The organism is Deltaproteobacteria bacterium, assembly GCA_028818775.1.
Taxonomy (GTDB): Bacteria; Desulfobacterota; Binatia; order UBA9968; family JAJDTQ01; genus JAJDTQ01.
In genome coordinates this window covers 1-15,635 of record JAPPNE010000048.1, presented here as the reverse complement: position 1 = coordinate 15,635, position 15,635 = coordinate 1, and the positions used below count along the sequence as shown (strand labels likewise).

Annotated in this window: 12 protein-coding genes; 10 read left to right on the top strand and 2 right to left on the bottom strand. The window is 67.8% G+C overall.

All coding sequences use genetic code 11. From position 1 onward, the window contains the following. The first annotated feature begins 3 nt into the window (after window positions 1-3). From OXU42_04765 to mutM, 5 genes are all read left to right on the top strand, one after another. Window positions 4-2,265: a PBP1A family penicillin-binding protein gene (locus OXU42_04765; protein MDE0028705.1), complete on the top strand. Its 2,262-nt coding sequence runs from the start codon at window positions 4-6 to the stop codon at window positions 2,263-2,265. 29 nt (window positions 2,266-2,294) lie between these two features. Continuing rightward, the gene (locus OXU42_04760) at window positions 2,295-2,951 is read left to right on the top strand and encodes a tetratricopeptide repeat protein (protein ID MDE0028704.1); all 657 of its coding nucleotides are present in this window, start codon (window positions 2,295-2,297) and stop codon (window positions 2,949-2,951) included. A 91-nt stretch (window positions 2,952-3,042) separates the two neighbouring features. Beyond that, complete coding sequence (gene tsaD, locus OXU42_04755; GenBank protein ID MDE0028703.1) at window positions 3,043-4,038, top strand: tRNA (adenosine(37)-N6)-threonylcarbamoyltransferase complex transferase subunit TsaD; 996 nt, start codon at window positions 3,043-3,045, stop codon at window positions 4,036-4,038. Between the two features lie 52 nt (window positions 4,039-4,090). After that, window positions 4,091-4,897 (top strand): 16S rRNA (adenine(1518)-N(6)/adenine(1519)-N(6))-dimethyltransferase RsmA, encoded by an 807-nt coding sequence (gene rsmA, locus OXU42_04750; GenBank protein MDE0028702.1) that lies wholly within the window; start codon window positions 4,091-4,093, stop codon window positions 4,895-4,897. A gap of 102 nt (window positions 4,898-4,999) precedes the next feature. Beyond that, window positions 5,000-5,821 (top strand): bifunctional DNA-formamidopyrimidine glycosylase/DNA-(apurinic or apyrimidinic site) lyase, encoded by an 822-nt coding sequence (mutM, locus tag OXU42_04745; GenBank protein MDE0028701.1) that lies wholly within the window; start codon window positions 5,000-5,002, stop codon window positions 5,819-5,821. Window positions 5,822-5,831: 10 nt separating this feature from the next. On the opposite strand, the gene OXU42_04740 is transcribed toward mutM, so the two are convergent. Both OXU42_04740 and lhgO read right to left on the bottom strand, forming a co-directional pair. Then, entirely contained in the window at window positions 5,832-6,464 is a 633-nt protein-coding gene (locus OXU42_04740) for a gamma carbonic anhydrase family protein (protein ID MDE0028700.1), read from the bottom strand. Window positions 6,465-6,471: 7 nt separating this feature from the next. Further along, window positions 6,472-7,704, bottom strand: a complete 1,233-nt coding sequence (lhgO, locus tag OXU42_04735) for an L-2-hydroxyglutarate oxidase (GenBank protein ID MDE0028699.1) — start codon at window positions 7,702-7,704, stop codon at window positions 6,472-6,474. A gap of 154 nt (window positions 7,705-7,858) precedes the next feature. Here lhgO and uvrB point away from each other — a divergent pair, with 154 nt between their 5' ends. The 5 genes from uvrB to OXU42_04710 form a co-directional block, all read left to right on the top strand. Beyond that, window positions 7,859-9,889 (top strand): excinuclease ABC subunit UvrB, encoded by a 2,031-nt coding sequence (gene uvrB, locus OXU42_04730; GenBank protein ID MDE0028698.1) that lies wholly within the window; start codon window positions 7,859-7,861, stop codon window positions 9,887-9,889. A gap of 154 nt (window positions 9,890-10,043) precedes the next feature. Then, window positions 10,044-11,891, top strand: coding sequence for an excinuclease ABC subunit UvrC (uvrC, locus tag OXU42_04725; GenBank protein ID MDE0028697.1), 1,848 nt, complete (start codon window positions 10,044-10,046; stop codon window positions 11,889-11,891). 12 nt (window positions 11,892-11,903) lie between these two features. Continuing rightward, window positions 11,904-13,499 carry a ComEC/Rec2 family competence protein gene (locus OXU42_04720; GenBank protein ID MDE0028696.1) on the top strand — a complete coding sequence of 532 codons (1,596 nt, stop codon included), beginning with the start codon at window positions 11,904-11,906 and terminating at the stop codon, window positions 13,497-13,499. Window positions 13,500-13,626: 127 nt separating this feature from the next. Next, a complete protein-coding gene (hisS, locus tag OXU42_04715; protein ID MDE0028695.1) occupies window positions 13,627-14,880 on the top strand; it encodes a histidine--tRNA ligase in 1,254 nt (417 codons plus the stop codon). A gap of 28 nt (window positions 14,881-14,908) precedes the next feature. Continuing rightward, the coding region (locus OXU42_04710) for an OB-fold nucleic acid binding domain-containing protein (GenBank protein ID MDE0028694.1) at window positions 14,909-15,635 on the top strand (727 nt) is incomplete at its 3' end.

Genomic DNA, 15,635 nt, shown 5'->3' with positions numbered 1-15,635 from the left:
TTCATGAAACGCGGCTTCAAGCGATTCCTCATACGCTTTCTCAAGATCGTGGCGGCGCTGTTCGTCGTGCTGGGTCTGGCGGGGGCCGGGCTGGGCGCCTGGTACGTCTCGCATTTGAGCGGCGTGGTCAAGGCCAAGTTCGAGGGGCGCAAGTGGGAGTTCCCCTCCAAGATCTACGCCGACAGCAAGATCATCTATCCGGGCATGTACCTCTCCATGGACGAGGTGCGCGACAAGCTGCGCCGGCTGGGCTACCGAATCTCCAAGGCCCGGCCCCGGACCAAGGGCGAGTACCGGATCCTCGGCAAGAATGCCGTCATCGAGGTGTATCTGCACGACTTCCGCTACCCGCTGCGCGATTTCCGCGGCTTCCCCGTGCGCATTTCCCTCAAGTCCGGCACCATCCATCGCATTCAGCGGCTGGACGACAACGAGGTGTTGCCCTCTCTCGAGCTGGAGCCCGAGGTGGTGACCGGCTTCTACGACCGGGTGCGGGAACAGCGGCGGGTGGTGCGCCTGGACGAGGTGCCGGCGCGGGTGCGCAAGACGGTGCTGGCGGTGGAGGACGAGCGTTTCTACTACCACCGGGGCGTGGACCCGGTGGCGGTGATGCGCGCCTTCCTGGCCAACGTGCGCCGCGGCGGCGTGGTGCAGGGGGGCAGTACGCTGACGCAGCAGTTGATGAAGAACTTCTTCCTGGGCAGCGAGCGCACCCTGGAGCGCAAGGTGAAGGAAGCGCTGATGGCGCTCATCACCGAGTGGCTGTACACCAAGGACCAGATTCTGGAGAACTACCTCAACGAGATCTATCTCGGCCAGAACGGCGCCCAGGGCATCTTCGGAATATGGGAGGCGGCGCGGTTCTACTTCGTCAAGGAGCCGGAGCAGCTCACCGTCGGCGAGACCGCCCTGCTGGCCGGGCTGATCCGCGCGCCCAACCGCTACTCTCCCTACCGGAGCGCCGGGGAGGCCACGCGGCGGCGCAACGTGGTCCTGGCCAAGCTGGTGAGCGACGGCATCATCACGCGCCGGGCCTACGAGCACGCACGGCAGGAAGTCTTCGAAAAGCGCGAGCCCGTCCGGCTCACCAACAGCGCGCCTTACTTCACCGACTACGTCAAGAAGGAGCTGGCCGAACACTACAGCGAGGACACGTTGACCGCCGAGGGCCTGCGCATCTTCACGAGCCTCGACCTGGAGATTCAGCAGGCGGCGGAGAAGGCTCTGTCCGAGGGGCTCGCCAGGCTGGAGAAGGACTACCGCCATCTCCGGAAGACGGCCAAGCAGGACGATCTCGAAGGCGCCCTGGTGGTGATCAAGCCGCAGACCGGCGAGATCAAGGCCATGGTGGGCGGGCGCGACTACGGCAAGTCCCAGTTCAACCGGGTGGCCCAGGCCAAGCGGCAACCGGGCTCGGTGTTCAAGCCTTTCGTCTATCTGGCGGCACTGACCCACGGGTCCGCGCAGGGGTCGGGTTCCTATGACAGCACCACGTACGTCGAGGACACGCCGTTCACGTGGAGCTACGGCGAAAAGGAATGGGCACCGCAGAACTACAACCGCTCGTATGAGGGTTGGGTCACCCTGCGCGAGGCCATGGAGAAGTCCCTCAACGCCGCCACCGCGCGCATCGCCCAGGACGTGGGCATCAAGAAGGTGCGCGAGATGGCCTATCGGATGGGCATCCAGAGCCGTCTGCCGTTGCTGCCGTCGTTGTCGCTGGGCGCCGTGGAAGTGACGCCCCTGGAGATGGCCGGCGCCTACTCCGCGCTGGCGAACAACGGCGTGCGCACCCATCTCCTTTCCATCAAGAACGTGCTGGACCGTGATGCGGAAGTGCTGGAGAAGCGCAACATCCGGGTGAAGCGCGTCCTTTCCCCGCGGGTGGCCTTCGACATGCACAACATGCTCCGGGGGGTAGTGGAGCGGGGCACCGCCCAGCGCGTGCGCGAGCTGGGCTTCACCCGTCCGGCGGCGGGCAAGACCGGCACTACCAACGACTCGCGCGACGCGTGGTTCGCCGGATACACACCCGACCTGCTGGCGCTGGTCTGGGTCGGCTTCGACCGCCAGTCCGAGTTGGGCCTGTCCGGCTCGCGCGCGGCCCTGCCCATCTGGACGGACTTCATGAAGCACGCCACCAGCCGGTTGCCGGTCACGGACTTCATCACCCCTCCCGGAACGTCGGCCCGGAGCGTGCATCCGCGCACCAAAGCGGTTCCCGGCCCGCCCCGGAACGCGCTCGCGCGGGCGGTGGCCCGGTGAGGACAGGTTGAACGGAGCGGACCTTGCCCATGACCACGCACTGGCCGCACGCGGCCGCCTGGCTGTCGCTCGCCGCCCTGCTGGCGGGGTGCGGTGTCCCGGCGGCAAGCGTTCCGCCGAGCCGGGTGGAACGCCCGCCGGCGCCGCGGCCCGGGACCGGCCCTTCCACGGCGCCGGCGCCCGCGGAGCCCGGGTCGGGAACCGGCCTTTCCACGGTGCCGTCCCCATTGCCCCCGGCACCGCCCGCCGCACGCGTCCCGCGGCCCGAGTTGCCGATGTACCGGGGCTCGTCGCCCCGGCGCGTGGCTTCCGTGAGCCGCACGGAACGCGCCCGTGAGCTGCTCCGGTCCGGTCAATACGCGCTGGCCTTGATGGAGTTGGAGAGGAGCCTGTCCCTGGACGGCTCCAACCCGTACGCGCACTACTACCTCGCGGTGAGCCACTACCGGTTGCGCAATTTCAAGGCCTCGCTGGACTTCCTGGAGGTGGCCGAGGCGGTTCTGGCGTCCAACCGTCCCTGGCTCGCGCAGACCCTGGTCCTGCGCGGCGACAACCTGCGGGCCTTGGGACGTTTCAAGCGCGCTCTCTCCGCCTACCGCAAGGCGCTGTCCCTCGACCCCGCCAACCCGTCGGCGCATCGCGGGCTTCTGTGGGCGCGGCAGCGCTCCAAGGCCGTGTCGTGGTAGCCTGTCGCATGGCGCCGCGCCGGAAGCCGGCGGTCCGGGACAGGGCGCGACAAGCAGACCGGACACTTCCGGGAATTGATGGAGGTTCATCGTGATCGTGCTGGGGGTTGAGACATCGTGTGACGACACGGCCGCGGCCGTGCTTGAAGACGGCAGGGTGGTGCGGGCCAATCTGGTTTCGTCCCAGGACGCGGTGCATGCACCCTATGGCGGCATCGTCCCGGAGATGGCGTCGCGGCAGCACATCCACGCCATCCAGCCCATGGTGGACAAGGCGCTGACCGAGGCCGGCGTTGAGGCCGCGGACCTCGACGGCCTCGCCGTCACCTGCGGCCCCGGGCTGACCGGTTCGCTGCTGGTGGGCCTGTCGTTCGTGAAGGCGTGGTCCTTCCGCTCGGGCATACCCTACGTCGGAGTCAACCATCTGGAAGCGCACGTGATGTCCATCTTCCTGGAGAGGGAGGTGAGCTTCCCGTATCTGGCGCTGGTGGCCTCCGGGGGGCACACGCTGCTCTACCTCGTGCGCTCGTTCGGCGACTACGAGCATCTGGGCGGCACCCTGGACGACGCCGCCGGAGAAGCGTACGACAAGGTGGCCAAGATGATGGGCCTGGGGTTCCCCGGCGGCCGCGTCATCGACGACCTCGCCAAGCAGGGCGACCCGCGCGCCGTGGCCTTTCCGCGGGCGCGCCTGCGCACCCCCTACGACTTCAGCTTTAGCGGCCTCAAGACCTCCGTGTGGCATTATCTGACGCGCAAGCGGAAGGACGACTGGCGCGACGATATGGCGGACATCGCGGCGAGCTTTCAGGAAGCCGTGGTCGACATGCTGATCGCGCCCACCCTGAGAGCGGTGGAGGACACCGGCATCCGCCGCATCGTGCTCGGCGGCGGCGTGTCCGCCAACAGCCGCCTGCGCGGCAAGATGACCGAGAAGGCCGAGGAGGCCGGCGCCGAGCTGCACTATCCGTCGCTGCGCTTTTGCACCGACAATGGCGCCATGGTGGCCCTGGTGGGGAGCCATCGGCTGGGGGAGGGCGATCGCGACGGCCCCCGGCTCAACGCGGACCCCGCCCTGACCCTCTGAGGACAGCTCCATCGCGACGCTGTATCAGGAAGCCAGGGCAGCCTGGCGCGAGCTGGGGTTTGCGCCCAGCAAGGCGCGGGGCCAGAACTTTCTCGTCCATGAGCACGTCATCGATGCCATCCTCCGGCTCGTGCAGCCGGGCGAGCAGGACCGTATCCTGGAAGTGGGGCCCGGCCTGGGTTTCGTCACGCGCCGGCTGATCGGTGCCGAGCGCCGGGTGTGGGCGGTCGAGGTGGATTCCCGGCTGGTGCAGTGGCTGGGCGACGGTCCTCTGGGGTCGCACGCGGGCTTTCAACTGGTGCACGACGACGTGCTGAAGATCGACTTCGACGGCTTTCTGCCAGACGGCAAGATCAAGGTGGTGGCGAACCTGCCCTACAGCGTGGCAGCGCCGGTGCTGCTGCGATTGTTCGAGGAAGGGCGGCGTTTCTCGCTTCTCGTGGTCATGTTGCAGAAGGAAGTGGCGCGCCGGTTGACGGCCGCGCCGGGGACGCCCTCGTACGGTGCGCTGTCCGTGTGGTCGCGGCTGTATGGTCGCGTGACCGAAAGGGTGCCGGTGGCGCCGGAGGCGTTCACCCCCAAGCCCAAGGTCGATTCGACGCTGCTGCGCATCGAACTGCTGGACCCGCCGGCGCTTCCCCCGGCTGAGATCCCGGGGTTGCGCGCGGTGGTGCGGGCCGGTTTCGGCCAAAGGCGGAAGATGCTCGGCAACGCCTTGGCCGGCCTTTTCGGAAGCACGGCCGAAGCGGTCTTCGAAACGGCCGCCGTGGATCCCCGCCGTCGCGCCGAGACCCTGAACCTGGACGAGTTCGGCCGGTTGGCCCGGGCCTTCAGGGACGCACGGGAGGCGGTTCGTTGAGACCGGTCGCGTTCGGCGTTCGGCGGCGTGCCGGGATCGGAGTCCAGGGGAGCATCCGGGCCGCCGGCGTTGCCGGAGAGCGTGCGCGGAGGAGCGGCGGAGATGCCTGAACTGCCCGAGGTCGAGACCGTCTGCCGCACCCTGAACGAGCGGCTCCGCGGCGTCCGCATCCTGGAGGTCCGGGTCATCGAGGCCCGGCTGCGGCGGCCGGTGGCCGCGGACTTCGGTTCCCGGTTGGAAGGCCGGACGGTGGAATCCGTGAACCGGCGGGGAAAGTACATCCTCGCGACGCTGGACGGCGGCTCTACCTGGGTGTCCCATCTCGGGATGTCGGGCAAGCTTGTGTTCCGGCCGCGCGGCGCGTCCCTGGAGAAGCACGATCACATCGTCTTCGGATTGAGTGACGGGGGCGAGTTGCGCTACCACGACCCGCGCCGCTTCGGCATGTGCGTGGTCCTGCCGGACCGGGAGGTGGCGGCGTGGCCGCCCCTGGCCAGTCTCGGAATCGATCCCCTGGACCCGCGTTTCACCGCCGGTTACCTGTACCCGCTGCTGCACCGCTCGCGCCGGAGCATCCGCGACCTGTTGCTCGACCAGCGCATCGTCTGCGGCCTCGGCAACATCTACATCAACGAGGTGCTGCACCGCACGCGGGTGCGGCCTACCCGCAGGGGGCACCGCGTCTCGCGCGCGCTCGCGGAGGAACTGGCGCGCGCCATTCCCGCGCTCCTGCGCGAAGCCATCCGCTGGCGCGGCAGCTCGGTGTCGGACTACCGCGACGGCAACGACCATCGCGGCGGCTTCCAATGGCGCCTGCAGGTCTACGATCGCAAGGGCGCGCCCTGCGCGACGTGCGCGACGCCCATCAAGCGCATCGGACTGGGCAACCGCGGGGTGTTCTACTGCCCGACGTGCCAGAGGTAGGGCGCCGCCCTCATCCCACCACCTTGTAGTCGCCGCCCAGGTAGCTCCGGCACAGCTCGGTGTAGGTGGAAGAGCCCATCTTGATCCAGTTGAGGGCTTCGCCGCTAATCTCCTTCTTGACCTTGGCCGGGCTGCCGGCCGCCAGGCAGCGCGGCGGGATGCGGGTGTGCGGCACCACCACGCTGCCCGCGGCGATGAGGGACTCCTCGCCGATCTCGGTATCCTCCAGCAGCGTCGCGTTCATGCCGATGATGGCCGCTCGCCGGATGGTGGCCCCCTCCATGATGGCGGCGTGCCCTATGGTCACGTCTTCTTCGATGATCACCGCGCCCTCGCCCGAATGCATCACACAGTTGTCCTGGACGTTGCTCCTGGCGCCGATGACGATGGGGTTCTGGTTCTCGTCGGAACGGAGCACGGCGCCGAACCAGATGCTGGCGCCGGCCTCCACCGTGACGTCGCCGATGAGCACTGCGGTGGGAGCGATGAACGCCTCCGGCGAAACCCTGGGGCGCTGCCCCTTGTACTGGATGAGCATGGATATCTCCTTGGAGTGGGATAGTGCCTCAATGAACATGTTCTTCCGTTCGTCCTGAGCGTAGCGCCGCGTCAGCGGCGCGAAGTCGAAGGACGCCGTCTTCACCGGGGTCTCACGATGCCAGATGCCGCGACGCGGTTTGGCAGATGGTGTCGGCGATGCCCAGGGACGAGGTGGCGCCGGGGGAGGGCGCGTTGAGCACGTGCACGGCGCCCTCGGACTCGGCGATGACGAAGTCGTCCACCAGCTTGCCGCTGGCCGACACCGCCTGGGCGCGCACGCCCGCGCCGCTGTAAACCAGGTCGTCCGACTGGATGGCGGGGATCAGGCGCTGCAGTTCGCGTGTGAAGGCGCGCTTGTCGAAGGAGCGTCGCAGCTCCGGCAGCGAGGTCTTCCAGTGCTTCCGCGCCATGGCCCAGAAACCGCCGTAGGTGAAGACTTGGTACAGGTCCCGCAGGTTGACGTCGCTCTGCCGGTAGCCCTGGCGCGCGAACGCCAGCACCGCGTTGGGACCCACCTCCACGCGGCCGTGCACCGTGGGCGTGAAGTGAACCCCGAGGAAGGGAAACTGGGGGTCGGGCACCGGGTACACGAGCCCTTTCACGAAACCTTGCTTCTCCGGCTTGAGGCGGTGGTACTCGCCCCGGAACGGGACGATGCGCACCGGCTCCTCGATGCCGCCGCCGACGCTTTCCGCGAACCCCGGGGTCATGGCCGCCACCCGGTCGACGAAGAGCCCGGCGCAGTTGATGAGCGTGCGCGTCTCCAGCGCGTCACGCGAGGTTTCGATGACGAACCCGTTGCCCGACCGGGTCATGCCGGTCACCTCGCACGAGGTGCGGATGGCGCCCCCGGCGGCCTGGAACAGGCGCGCGTAGGCTCGCGCCACGTCGCCGAAGTCGATGATGCCGGTGAACGGGGCGTGCAGCGCCTTGAGGCCGGTGCAGTGGGGCTCGATCTCCCGCAGTTCCTCGGGGCCGATCATGCGCACGCCCTCGACGCCGTTGGCCTCGGCGCGCCGGTTCAGCTCGTCCAGGCGCGGAAGCTCCTCCGGGTGGGTAGCGACGATGACCTTGCCGCAGAGGTCGTAGTGGATGCGGTGCTCGTCGCAGAACTCCAGCAGCGCCTTCTTCCCGGCAACGCACGTCCGCGCCTTCACCGAGCCCGGCCGGTAGTAGATGCCCGAGTGGAGCACGCCGCTGTTGTGGCCGGTCTGATGCATGCCCAGCTCCGGCTCCTTCTCCAGCAGGGCGCAACGCAGCCCGGGATGCTCGCGTGCCATGCGCATGGCCGTGGCCAGTCCTACGATGCCGCCGCCGATGATGGTGAGATCGAACTTTTCCATGGGAAAGGGAGGGGCAACCGCCGGGTACTCGAGGCGGCGGCTGTCCGCGACAGCAGACCTTAACAGCTTCCTCGCTGACGTGTCCAGGGAACGTCGAGTCGGCAGGGGCGCCGCGGTTTTGCGTACCCCACGCCAGCGGTGTTATTCCTTTGACATGCTGAAAGAGCGGAAACCCGGCTGGTTTCGCCTGGTGGCGGATTTCCAGCCCCAAGGGGACCAGCCCCGAGCCATCGAAGAGCTGGTGGAAGGCCTGGAGAGCGGGCGCCGGCACCAGGTGCTGTTGGGCGTGACGGGTTCGGGCAAGACCTTCACCATGGCCAACGTCATCAGCCGCATCAACCGGCCGACGCTGGTGATCGCGCCCAACAAGACCCTGGCGGCGCAGCTCTACAACGAGTTCCGGCTGCTGCTGCCGGACAACGCGGTGCGCTACTTCATCAGCTACTACGACTACTACCAGCCCGAGGCCTACGTTCCCGCCACCGACACCTACATCGCCAAGGACGCCTCCATCAACGACGAGATCGACAAGCTGCGCCACGCCGCCACCATGGCCCTCCTGGAGCGCCGTGACGTGGTCATCGTCGCCAGCGTCTCCTGCATCTACGGCCTGGGCTCGCCGGAAGCCTACTTCGACCTGATGGTCTACCTGGAAGAGGGCATGCGCATCGACCGCGACCGCATGCTGCGCAAGCTGGTGGACATCCAGTACGAGCGGGTGGACTACGACTTCCATCGCGGCACGTTCCGGGTGCGGGGGGACACGGTGGAGATCTTCCCGGCCTACGAGGACAGGTCGGCGCTGCGCGTGGAGTTCTTCGACGACGTGGTGGAGTCGCTGCTGGAGGTGGACCCGGTGCGCGGCAAGGTGCGCCGGCGCGTGGACAAGGCTACGGTGTATCCGGCCAGCCACTACGTCACCACCGCCGAACGCATGAAGGCGGCGGTGACCGCGATCCGCGAAGAGCTCCGGGAGCGGCTGGCCGAGCTCAAGCGGGAGAACAAGCTGCTGGAGGCGCAGCGCCTGCGGCAGCGGACCCTCTACGACCTGGAACTGCTGGAGGAGATGGGGTACTGTCCGGGCCTCGAGAACTACTCCCGCCACCTCACCGGCCGGCGCCCCGGTGAGCCGCCGCCCACGCTGCTGAACTACTTCCCCGACGACTTCGTCCTGTTCGTGGACGAGAGCCACGTCACCGTGCCGCAGATCGGCGGCATGTACCGCGGCGACCGCTCCCGCAAGGAGACGCTAGTGGAGTTCGGCTTCCGGCTGCCCTCGGCGCTGGACAACCGGCCGTTGAACTTCGAGGAGTTCGAGGAAATTCTGCACCAGACCATTTATGTTTCGGCGACTCCCGCCGATTATGAGATCATGAAGAGCGGGCACGTCCGGGTGGAGCAGTTGATCCGTCCCACCGGCCTCACGGATCCCGAGATCGTGGTGAGGCCCGCGGCCACCCAGGTGGACGACCTGCTGGAGGAGATCCGCAAGCGCACGGCGGTGAACGCACGGGTGCTGGTGACCACCCTGACCAAGCGCATGGCCGAGGACCTTACCGACTACTACCAGGACCTCAACGTGAAGGTCCGCTACCTGCACTCGGACATCGACGCCATCGAGCGGGTGGAAATCATCCGGGACCTGCGCAAGGGGGTGTTCGACGTGCTGGTGGGCATCAACCTCCTGCGGGAAGGGCTGGACCTGCCGGAAGTGTCGCTGGTGGCCATCCTCGACGCGGACAAGGAGGGGTTCTTGCGCTCGGAGCGTTCGCTGATCCAGACCATCGGCCGCGCCGCGCGCAACGTGGACGGCACCGTGGTCCTGTACGCCGACGTCATGACCGATTCCATGAAGCTGGCCATCGGCGAGACCGAGCGCCGGCGCGGGGTCCAGAAGGCGTTCAACGACGCGCACGGCATCGTGCCCCGGAGCGTGGTCAAGCAGATCGACGAGCCGCTGATCCAGGCCTACGAAGCGGACTACGTGGACGTGCCGCTGGTGGCCGACGACGGCCCGGCGCCGAGCGACATCCCGCGCATGGTGGAGAAGCTCAGGAAGGAAATGAAACAGGCTTCGGACCGGCTGGAGTTCGAGAAGGCCGCGGAGTTGCGGGACCGCATCCGCGGGCTGCAGGAGAAGGAGCTGTCCGGCCCGTACCGTTCGCGCGCGGCCGGGCGGGCGTGAGGTTTGCAGCCCTTCGACTTCGCTGCGCTACGCTCAGGGCGAACGGGTGAATCACACCACCGTTCGCGCTGAGCGTAGCGAGTCCTGAGCTTGTCGAAGGGCGAGCGAAGTCGAAGGGCGCCATCTTGTGCGGGGCGATTGAACGGGGTCCTCCATGAACGTCGAGGAACTGAAAGACCATCTCGACACACTGCCCACCGGGCCCGGCGTCTACCTGATGCGGGACGGCGGCGGCAAGGTCGTCTACGTGGGCAAGGCCAAGGAGCTGCGCGCGCGGGTGCGCGCGTACCTGCGGGGCGGCGACGGCCGCCCGCACGTGGCGTTCCTGATGCGGCAAGTGGCGGACATCGAGACCCTGGTCACGAGCAACGAGAAGGAAGCGCTGATCCTCGAGAACAACCTCATCAAGCAGTACAAGCCGCGCTACAACATCCGCCTCAAGGACGACAAGAGCTACCTGAGCATCAAGGTCACCGCCGGCGACTGGCCGCGCATCCTCGCCACCCGCAGCATCGTCAAGGACGGCAGCCGCTACTTCGGCCCCTACGCTTCCGCCGTCGCCGTGCGCGAGACCCTGGAGGTGATCGAGAAGCACTTCCTGCTGCGGAGCTGTACCGACTACAACTTCCGCAACCGCGACCGCCCGTGCCTGCAGTACCAGATCAAGCGCTGCCCGGCGCCCTGCGTCTATCCCGTGGCTCCGGAGGAGTACGCCGGCAACCTGCGACAGGCGGTGCTGTTCATCGAGGGCAAGAGCGCCGATCTGCTGCGGCAGTTGCGCACGCGCATGCGGGAGCGCGCCGACGCGCTGGAGTTCGAGCAGGCGGCCAAGCTGCGGGATCGCATCCGGGCGGTGGAGAAGACCCTGGAGAAGCAGCGCATGGTGTCCCACTGGGGCGCCGACCAGGACATCTTCGGACTCTACCGGGAGGGCGGTTTCATCGAGGCCCAGGTCATCTTCGTGCGCCAGGGCAAGCTCACCGGCAACCAGGCCTATTCCCTGGAGGACCACCACTTCGACGACGAAGAGATCGTCGCCGCCCTGTTGACCCAGTTCTACCAGGGCAACCGCTTCGTTCCCGAGGAGATCCTGGTGCCGGTGGATCTGGAGGACCGGAACGTGCACGAGGAGTACCTGGAGGAGCGCAAGGGACGGCGGGTAACGGTGCACCAGCCCCAGCGGGGCGAGAAGCGCAAGCTTCTGGAGATGGCCATGAACAACGCCCGCCAGGGCTTCAGCGAGCGCCACGACCAGGAGCGGGAACGGGAGAAGATGCTCCTCGAGCTGCAGTCCAGGCTCCGGCTGCGGCGGTATCCGCAGCGGATCGAGTGCTACGACATCTCCATGATCCAGGGCACCCATGCGGTGGGTTCGCGGGTGTCGTTCTTCGACGGCGAGCCCGACAAGCAGAACTACCGGCGCTACCGCGTGCGCACCGTCGCCCCCGAGACCCGCGGCGACGACTTCGCCATGATGTACGAAGTCATCAAGCGGCGCTTCCAGCGCGGTCTCCAGGAGACCGACCTGCCGGACCTCATGGTGGTGGACGGCGGCAAGGGGCAGTTGCAGGTGGCGCTCACGGCGCTGGCGGATCTGCGGGTCACCGACGTGGACGTGGTGGCCATGGCCAAGATGCGCGTCACCGCGTCGCCGCGCCTGGCCGAGATAGAGCGCTCCGAGGAGCGCCTCTTCCTGCCCTACCGCAGCAACCCCGTGGTGCTGCGGCGCAACTCCAACGCCCTGTTCCTGCTCCAGCGCATCCGCGACGAGGCGCACCGCTTCGCCATCACCTTCCACCGGAGCGTCCGCAAGCGCGAGACCCTGCGCTCGGGCCTCGACGGCATCCCCGGCGTGGGCCCGTCGCGCCGCAAGGCCCTGCTGCGCCGCTTCGGCAGCATGAAGCGGCTGCGGGACGCTTCGCTGGAGGAACTGCTGGAGGTCCCGTCCATGAGCCGCCCGGTGGCCGAGCGCATCCTGGAATCGTTCCAAGGCGTGGAGTGAACTTTTTTCAACATGGCAATCGGACACCCCACGGGCGTGCTGGTGCTGCCGCTGTTGGCTTTGCTCGCCGGTCAGGCCACGGCGATCATGGCCGATGCTGCCGGCGTGTGGCCGTTCACTGCGCTGTTGGCGGCGTTCTCGCTGGCCCTCTGCTTCCTGAGACCTCGATGGGGGCTTCTCGGCTTCGTCTGCGCACTCGCGTTTCACTGGGGTTTCTCCGCGCATTACAAGTTGCTCCATCCGCGGCTGCCCGCCGACCACGTTCAGCATCTCGCCGGGCGGAAGGGGACCGTGCTCCTTGAAGGTCGCCTCTACCGCGAGCCGGAAGGGCAGGGCGGACGCAGCCGCTGGCATCTCGCCGTGGAACGGGAATGGACGCCGGAGGGCGCGCGCCCGGCCACCGGCAACGTGAGGGTAACCGTGCGCAACGCCTACCGGCACTGGCGCTACGGGGATGTGATACGGGCGCCGTTGCGCATGCGCGCGCCGATGAATTGGGACGAGCGGTTCGACTACACGGCCTATTTGGCGCGCCGCGAGATCTACCACGTGGCGTACCTGCACAACGACTGGGATGTGCGCCTGGTGCGGCGTGACGGCGGCGGTGTCCGCGGCTGGGTCGAGACCGGGCGCCGGCGCATCGGCCGGTTCGTGGATCGCGTGTTCGAGCCGGATACCGGCGGTCTGCTCAAGGCACTGGTGGTGGGCGACCGCGGCGGCCTCACCGCCGAGGCGCGGGACCGCTTCGTCGCCGTGGGCATGTCCCACGTGCTGTCCATTTCGGGGCTGCACGTCGGCATGCTGAGCCTCGCCGTCTATTATCTGTGCCGTTTGCTGGCGGGTCGCAGCACCTGGCTGCTGCTGCGCTTCCCCGTGCACAAGCTGGCGGCCCTGGGCTCGCTGGCGCCGGTGCTCCTCTACGCCGCCGTGGCCGGGGCACGGATACCCACCGTGCGCGCCGCCATCATGATCGGCTTGTACCAACTGGCGGTGCTGAGCGGGCGCAACGCAAGCCTGTTCAGAAGTCTCGCGCTGGCCGCTCTCATCGCCGCCCTGGTGTGGCCGGGAGCCGTCATGGAGGCCTCCTTCCAACTCTCTTTCCTGGCAGTGCTCTTCATCGCCGGAGGCATACGAATCTGCCGCGGAATGCCGTTCATGCGGCCGTCCGAGGCCCCGCGCGAGGGCTGGCTGCAACGCTACCGCCCAGCCATTCTCCTCTCCGTCCTCGTCCCCGTGTTCGCCACCCTTGGCACCGGACCGGTGGTGGCGCACCACTTCGGCATCCTCTCCCTGGCCGGCTTCATCGCCAACCCGCTGCTGGTGCCGCTGGTGGGCTTCTTCATCGTGCCCGCGGGCCTCCTCACGGGCTTCCTGTGCCTGTTCGCCCCCGCGGTCTCGACGCTCCCGGCACGCGTGGTCGAGCCCGTAGCCGCTCTCTTTCTGTGGAGCGTCGATCTCCTGGCCGCTCTCCCCATGGCCGCGTTCTCCCTCCCTCGTCCGGGTTGGGTGATGGTGGGGGTGAGCTACGCAGTAATCGCAACTGCCGCCGGCTGCATCCATGCGCTCCTCCGGCGGTTGCCGCGAGGTTCAAGCATGCCCTTTGTTTGACTTTCCACCGTGCCTCTGTTAGCTCCTATCCATCCTGGCAGCATGTGCTTGAATCCTCCTGCCATCGAACACCGACTCCCCTCAGGACAATGATGATCGCGGCTTGGGCGCCCGTTTGGTGGTGCATATGAACCTGACACGCATCAAGGGCTTCGCCGACGTTCTACCCGGCGATGTGGAGACGTGGCAGCGGATCGAAAGGGCCGCGGAACGGGTATTTGCGAGCTATAACTTCAAGGAGATTCGCATACCCGTGCTGGAGAAGTCGGAGCTCTTTTCCCGTTCCCTCGGCGAGTCCACCGACGTCATCGAGAAGGAGATGTACACGTTCGCCGACCGGGACTCCAAGGCGACGCTCCTGAGTCTGCGGCCGGAGGGCACCGCCGGCGTGGTGCGGGCGTACGGTGAAGGAAAGCTCCACCAGGTGGAGCCCGTGCGCAAGCTCTACTACCTAGGCCCCATGTTCCGCCGGGAGCGGCCTCAGAAGGGGAGGCTGCGCCAGTTCAACCAGATCGGCGCCGAGGTATTCGGCCGCACGGACCCCTACGTCGACGCCGAGCTGCTGCTGCTGCTGCGGGACCTGTGGGCCGAACTGGGGGTGGCCGATACGGTCCTGGAGGTGAACTCCATCGGCTGCGCCGAGTGCCGCCCGGGCTACCGCGCGGCGCTGGTGGCGTTCCTGGAGGAGCGCCGGGCCGACCTGTGCGCCGACTGCGACCGTCGCCTGGGGACCAATCCCCTGCGCGTGCTGGACTGCAAGCGGCCGTCCTGCGGCGAAATCGTGAGCGCGGCGCCGTCGATCCTTTCCCACCTTTGTGACGACTGCCGGAGCCACTTCGACACGGTGCTGGAGTTGCTCCGGGATCTCCAGCCGGAGCCGGTGGTGAACCCGCGCCTGGTGCGCGGCCTGGACTACTATTGCCGGACCACCTTCGAGTGGAAGGCCGGCACCGGCTTGGGCAGCCAGAACACGGTGGCCGCGGGCGGACGCTACGACGGGCTGATGCAGTCCCTGGGGGGGCCGCCGGTGGCCGGCGTGGGCTTCGCCCTGGGGGTGGAGCGCCTGGCGCTGCTCCTGTCGGAAGGGGACACGGACGAAAGCGGCGCGCCGCTGCTCTATCTCGCCTGGATGGGCGAGGCGGCCCAGCGCTGGACGTTCGCCCTGGCACACCGGTTGCGCCGGCGCGGGCGCCGGGTGGACCTCGATGGCGAGGCCCGGAGCCTCAAGAGCCAGATGCGGCGCGCCGACAAGCAGGGGGCGAGCGTGGTGCTCATCGTCGGCCCCGACGAAATGGAGAGGGGCAGGGCGCTGGTGCGCCACATGGCGACCAAGGAACAGACCGAGGTGGATTTCGCGGACGTTGAGGAAAGTCTCGGGTGAACACGTGAACAAGCGGAATGTGGACTTGATGGGCGACTGGCAGCGGAGTTGCCCCTGCGGCGAGCCGGGCGCGGGCGACGTGGGCCGGGAGCTGACCCTGATGGGCTGGACCCAGTCCGTGCGGGACCACGGCGGTCTTCTCTTCATCGACCTCAGGGACCGCTCCGGCGTGGTCCAGGTGGTGCTGAACCCCGAGGTGACGCCCGAGGCCCACGACAAGGCCAAGCGGGTGCGCTCCGAGGACGTGCTGGCGGTGCGCGGAACCCTGGTGCACCGGACCGAGGAAAACGTGAACCCCAACATCTCCACCGGCGCGGTAGAGCTGATGGCGCGGGAGTTGCGGGTCCTCAACCCTTCGCGCGTACCGCCGTTCCCCATCGATGATGAAGTCGAGCCCACCGAGACCAGCCGCTTTCGCTACCGCTACCTCGACCTGCGGCGTCCGCGCAGCCTGCGCCCCCTGGAGATCCGCCACCGCATGCTGTCCGCCATCCGCGATCACCTGAACGGCCTGTCGTTCATGGAGGTGGAGACGCCCGTGCTCACCAAGAGCACGCCCGAGGGTGCGCGCGACTACCTGGTGCCCAGCCGCATGCACCCGGGCAAGTTCTACGCGCTGCCCCAGTCGCCCCAGCTCTTCAAGCAGATCCTCATGGTGGGAGGGGTGGACCGGTATTTCCAGATCGTGCGCTGCTTCCGGGACGAGGACCTGCGCATGGACCGGCAGCCCGAGTTCACCCAGCTCGACATCGAGA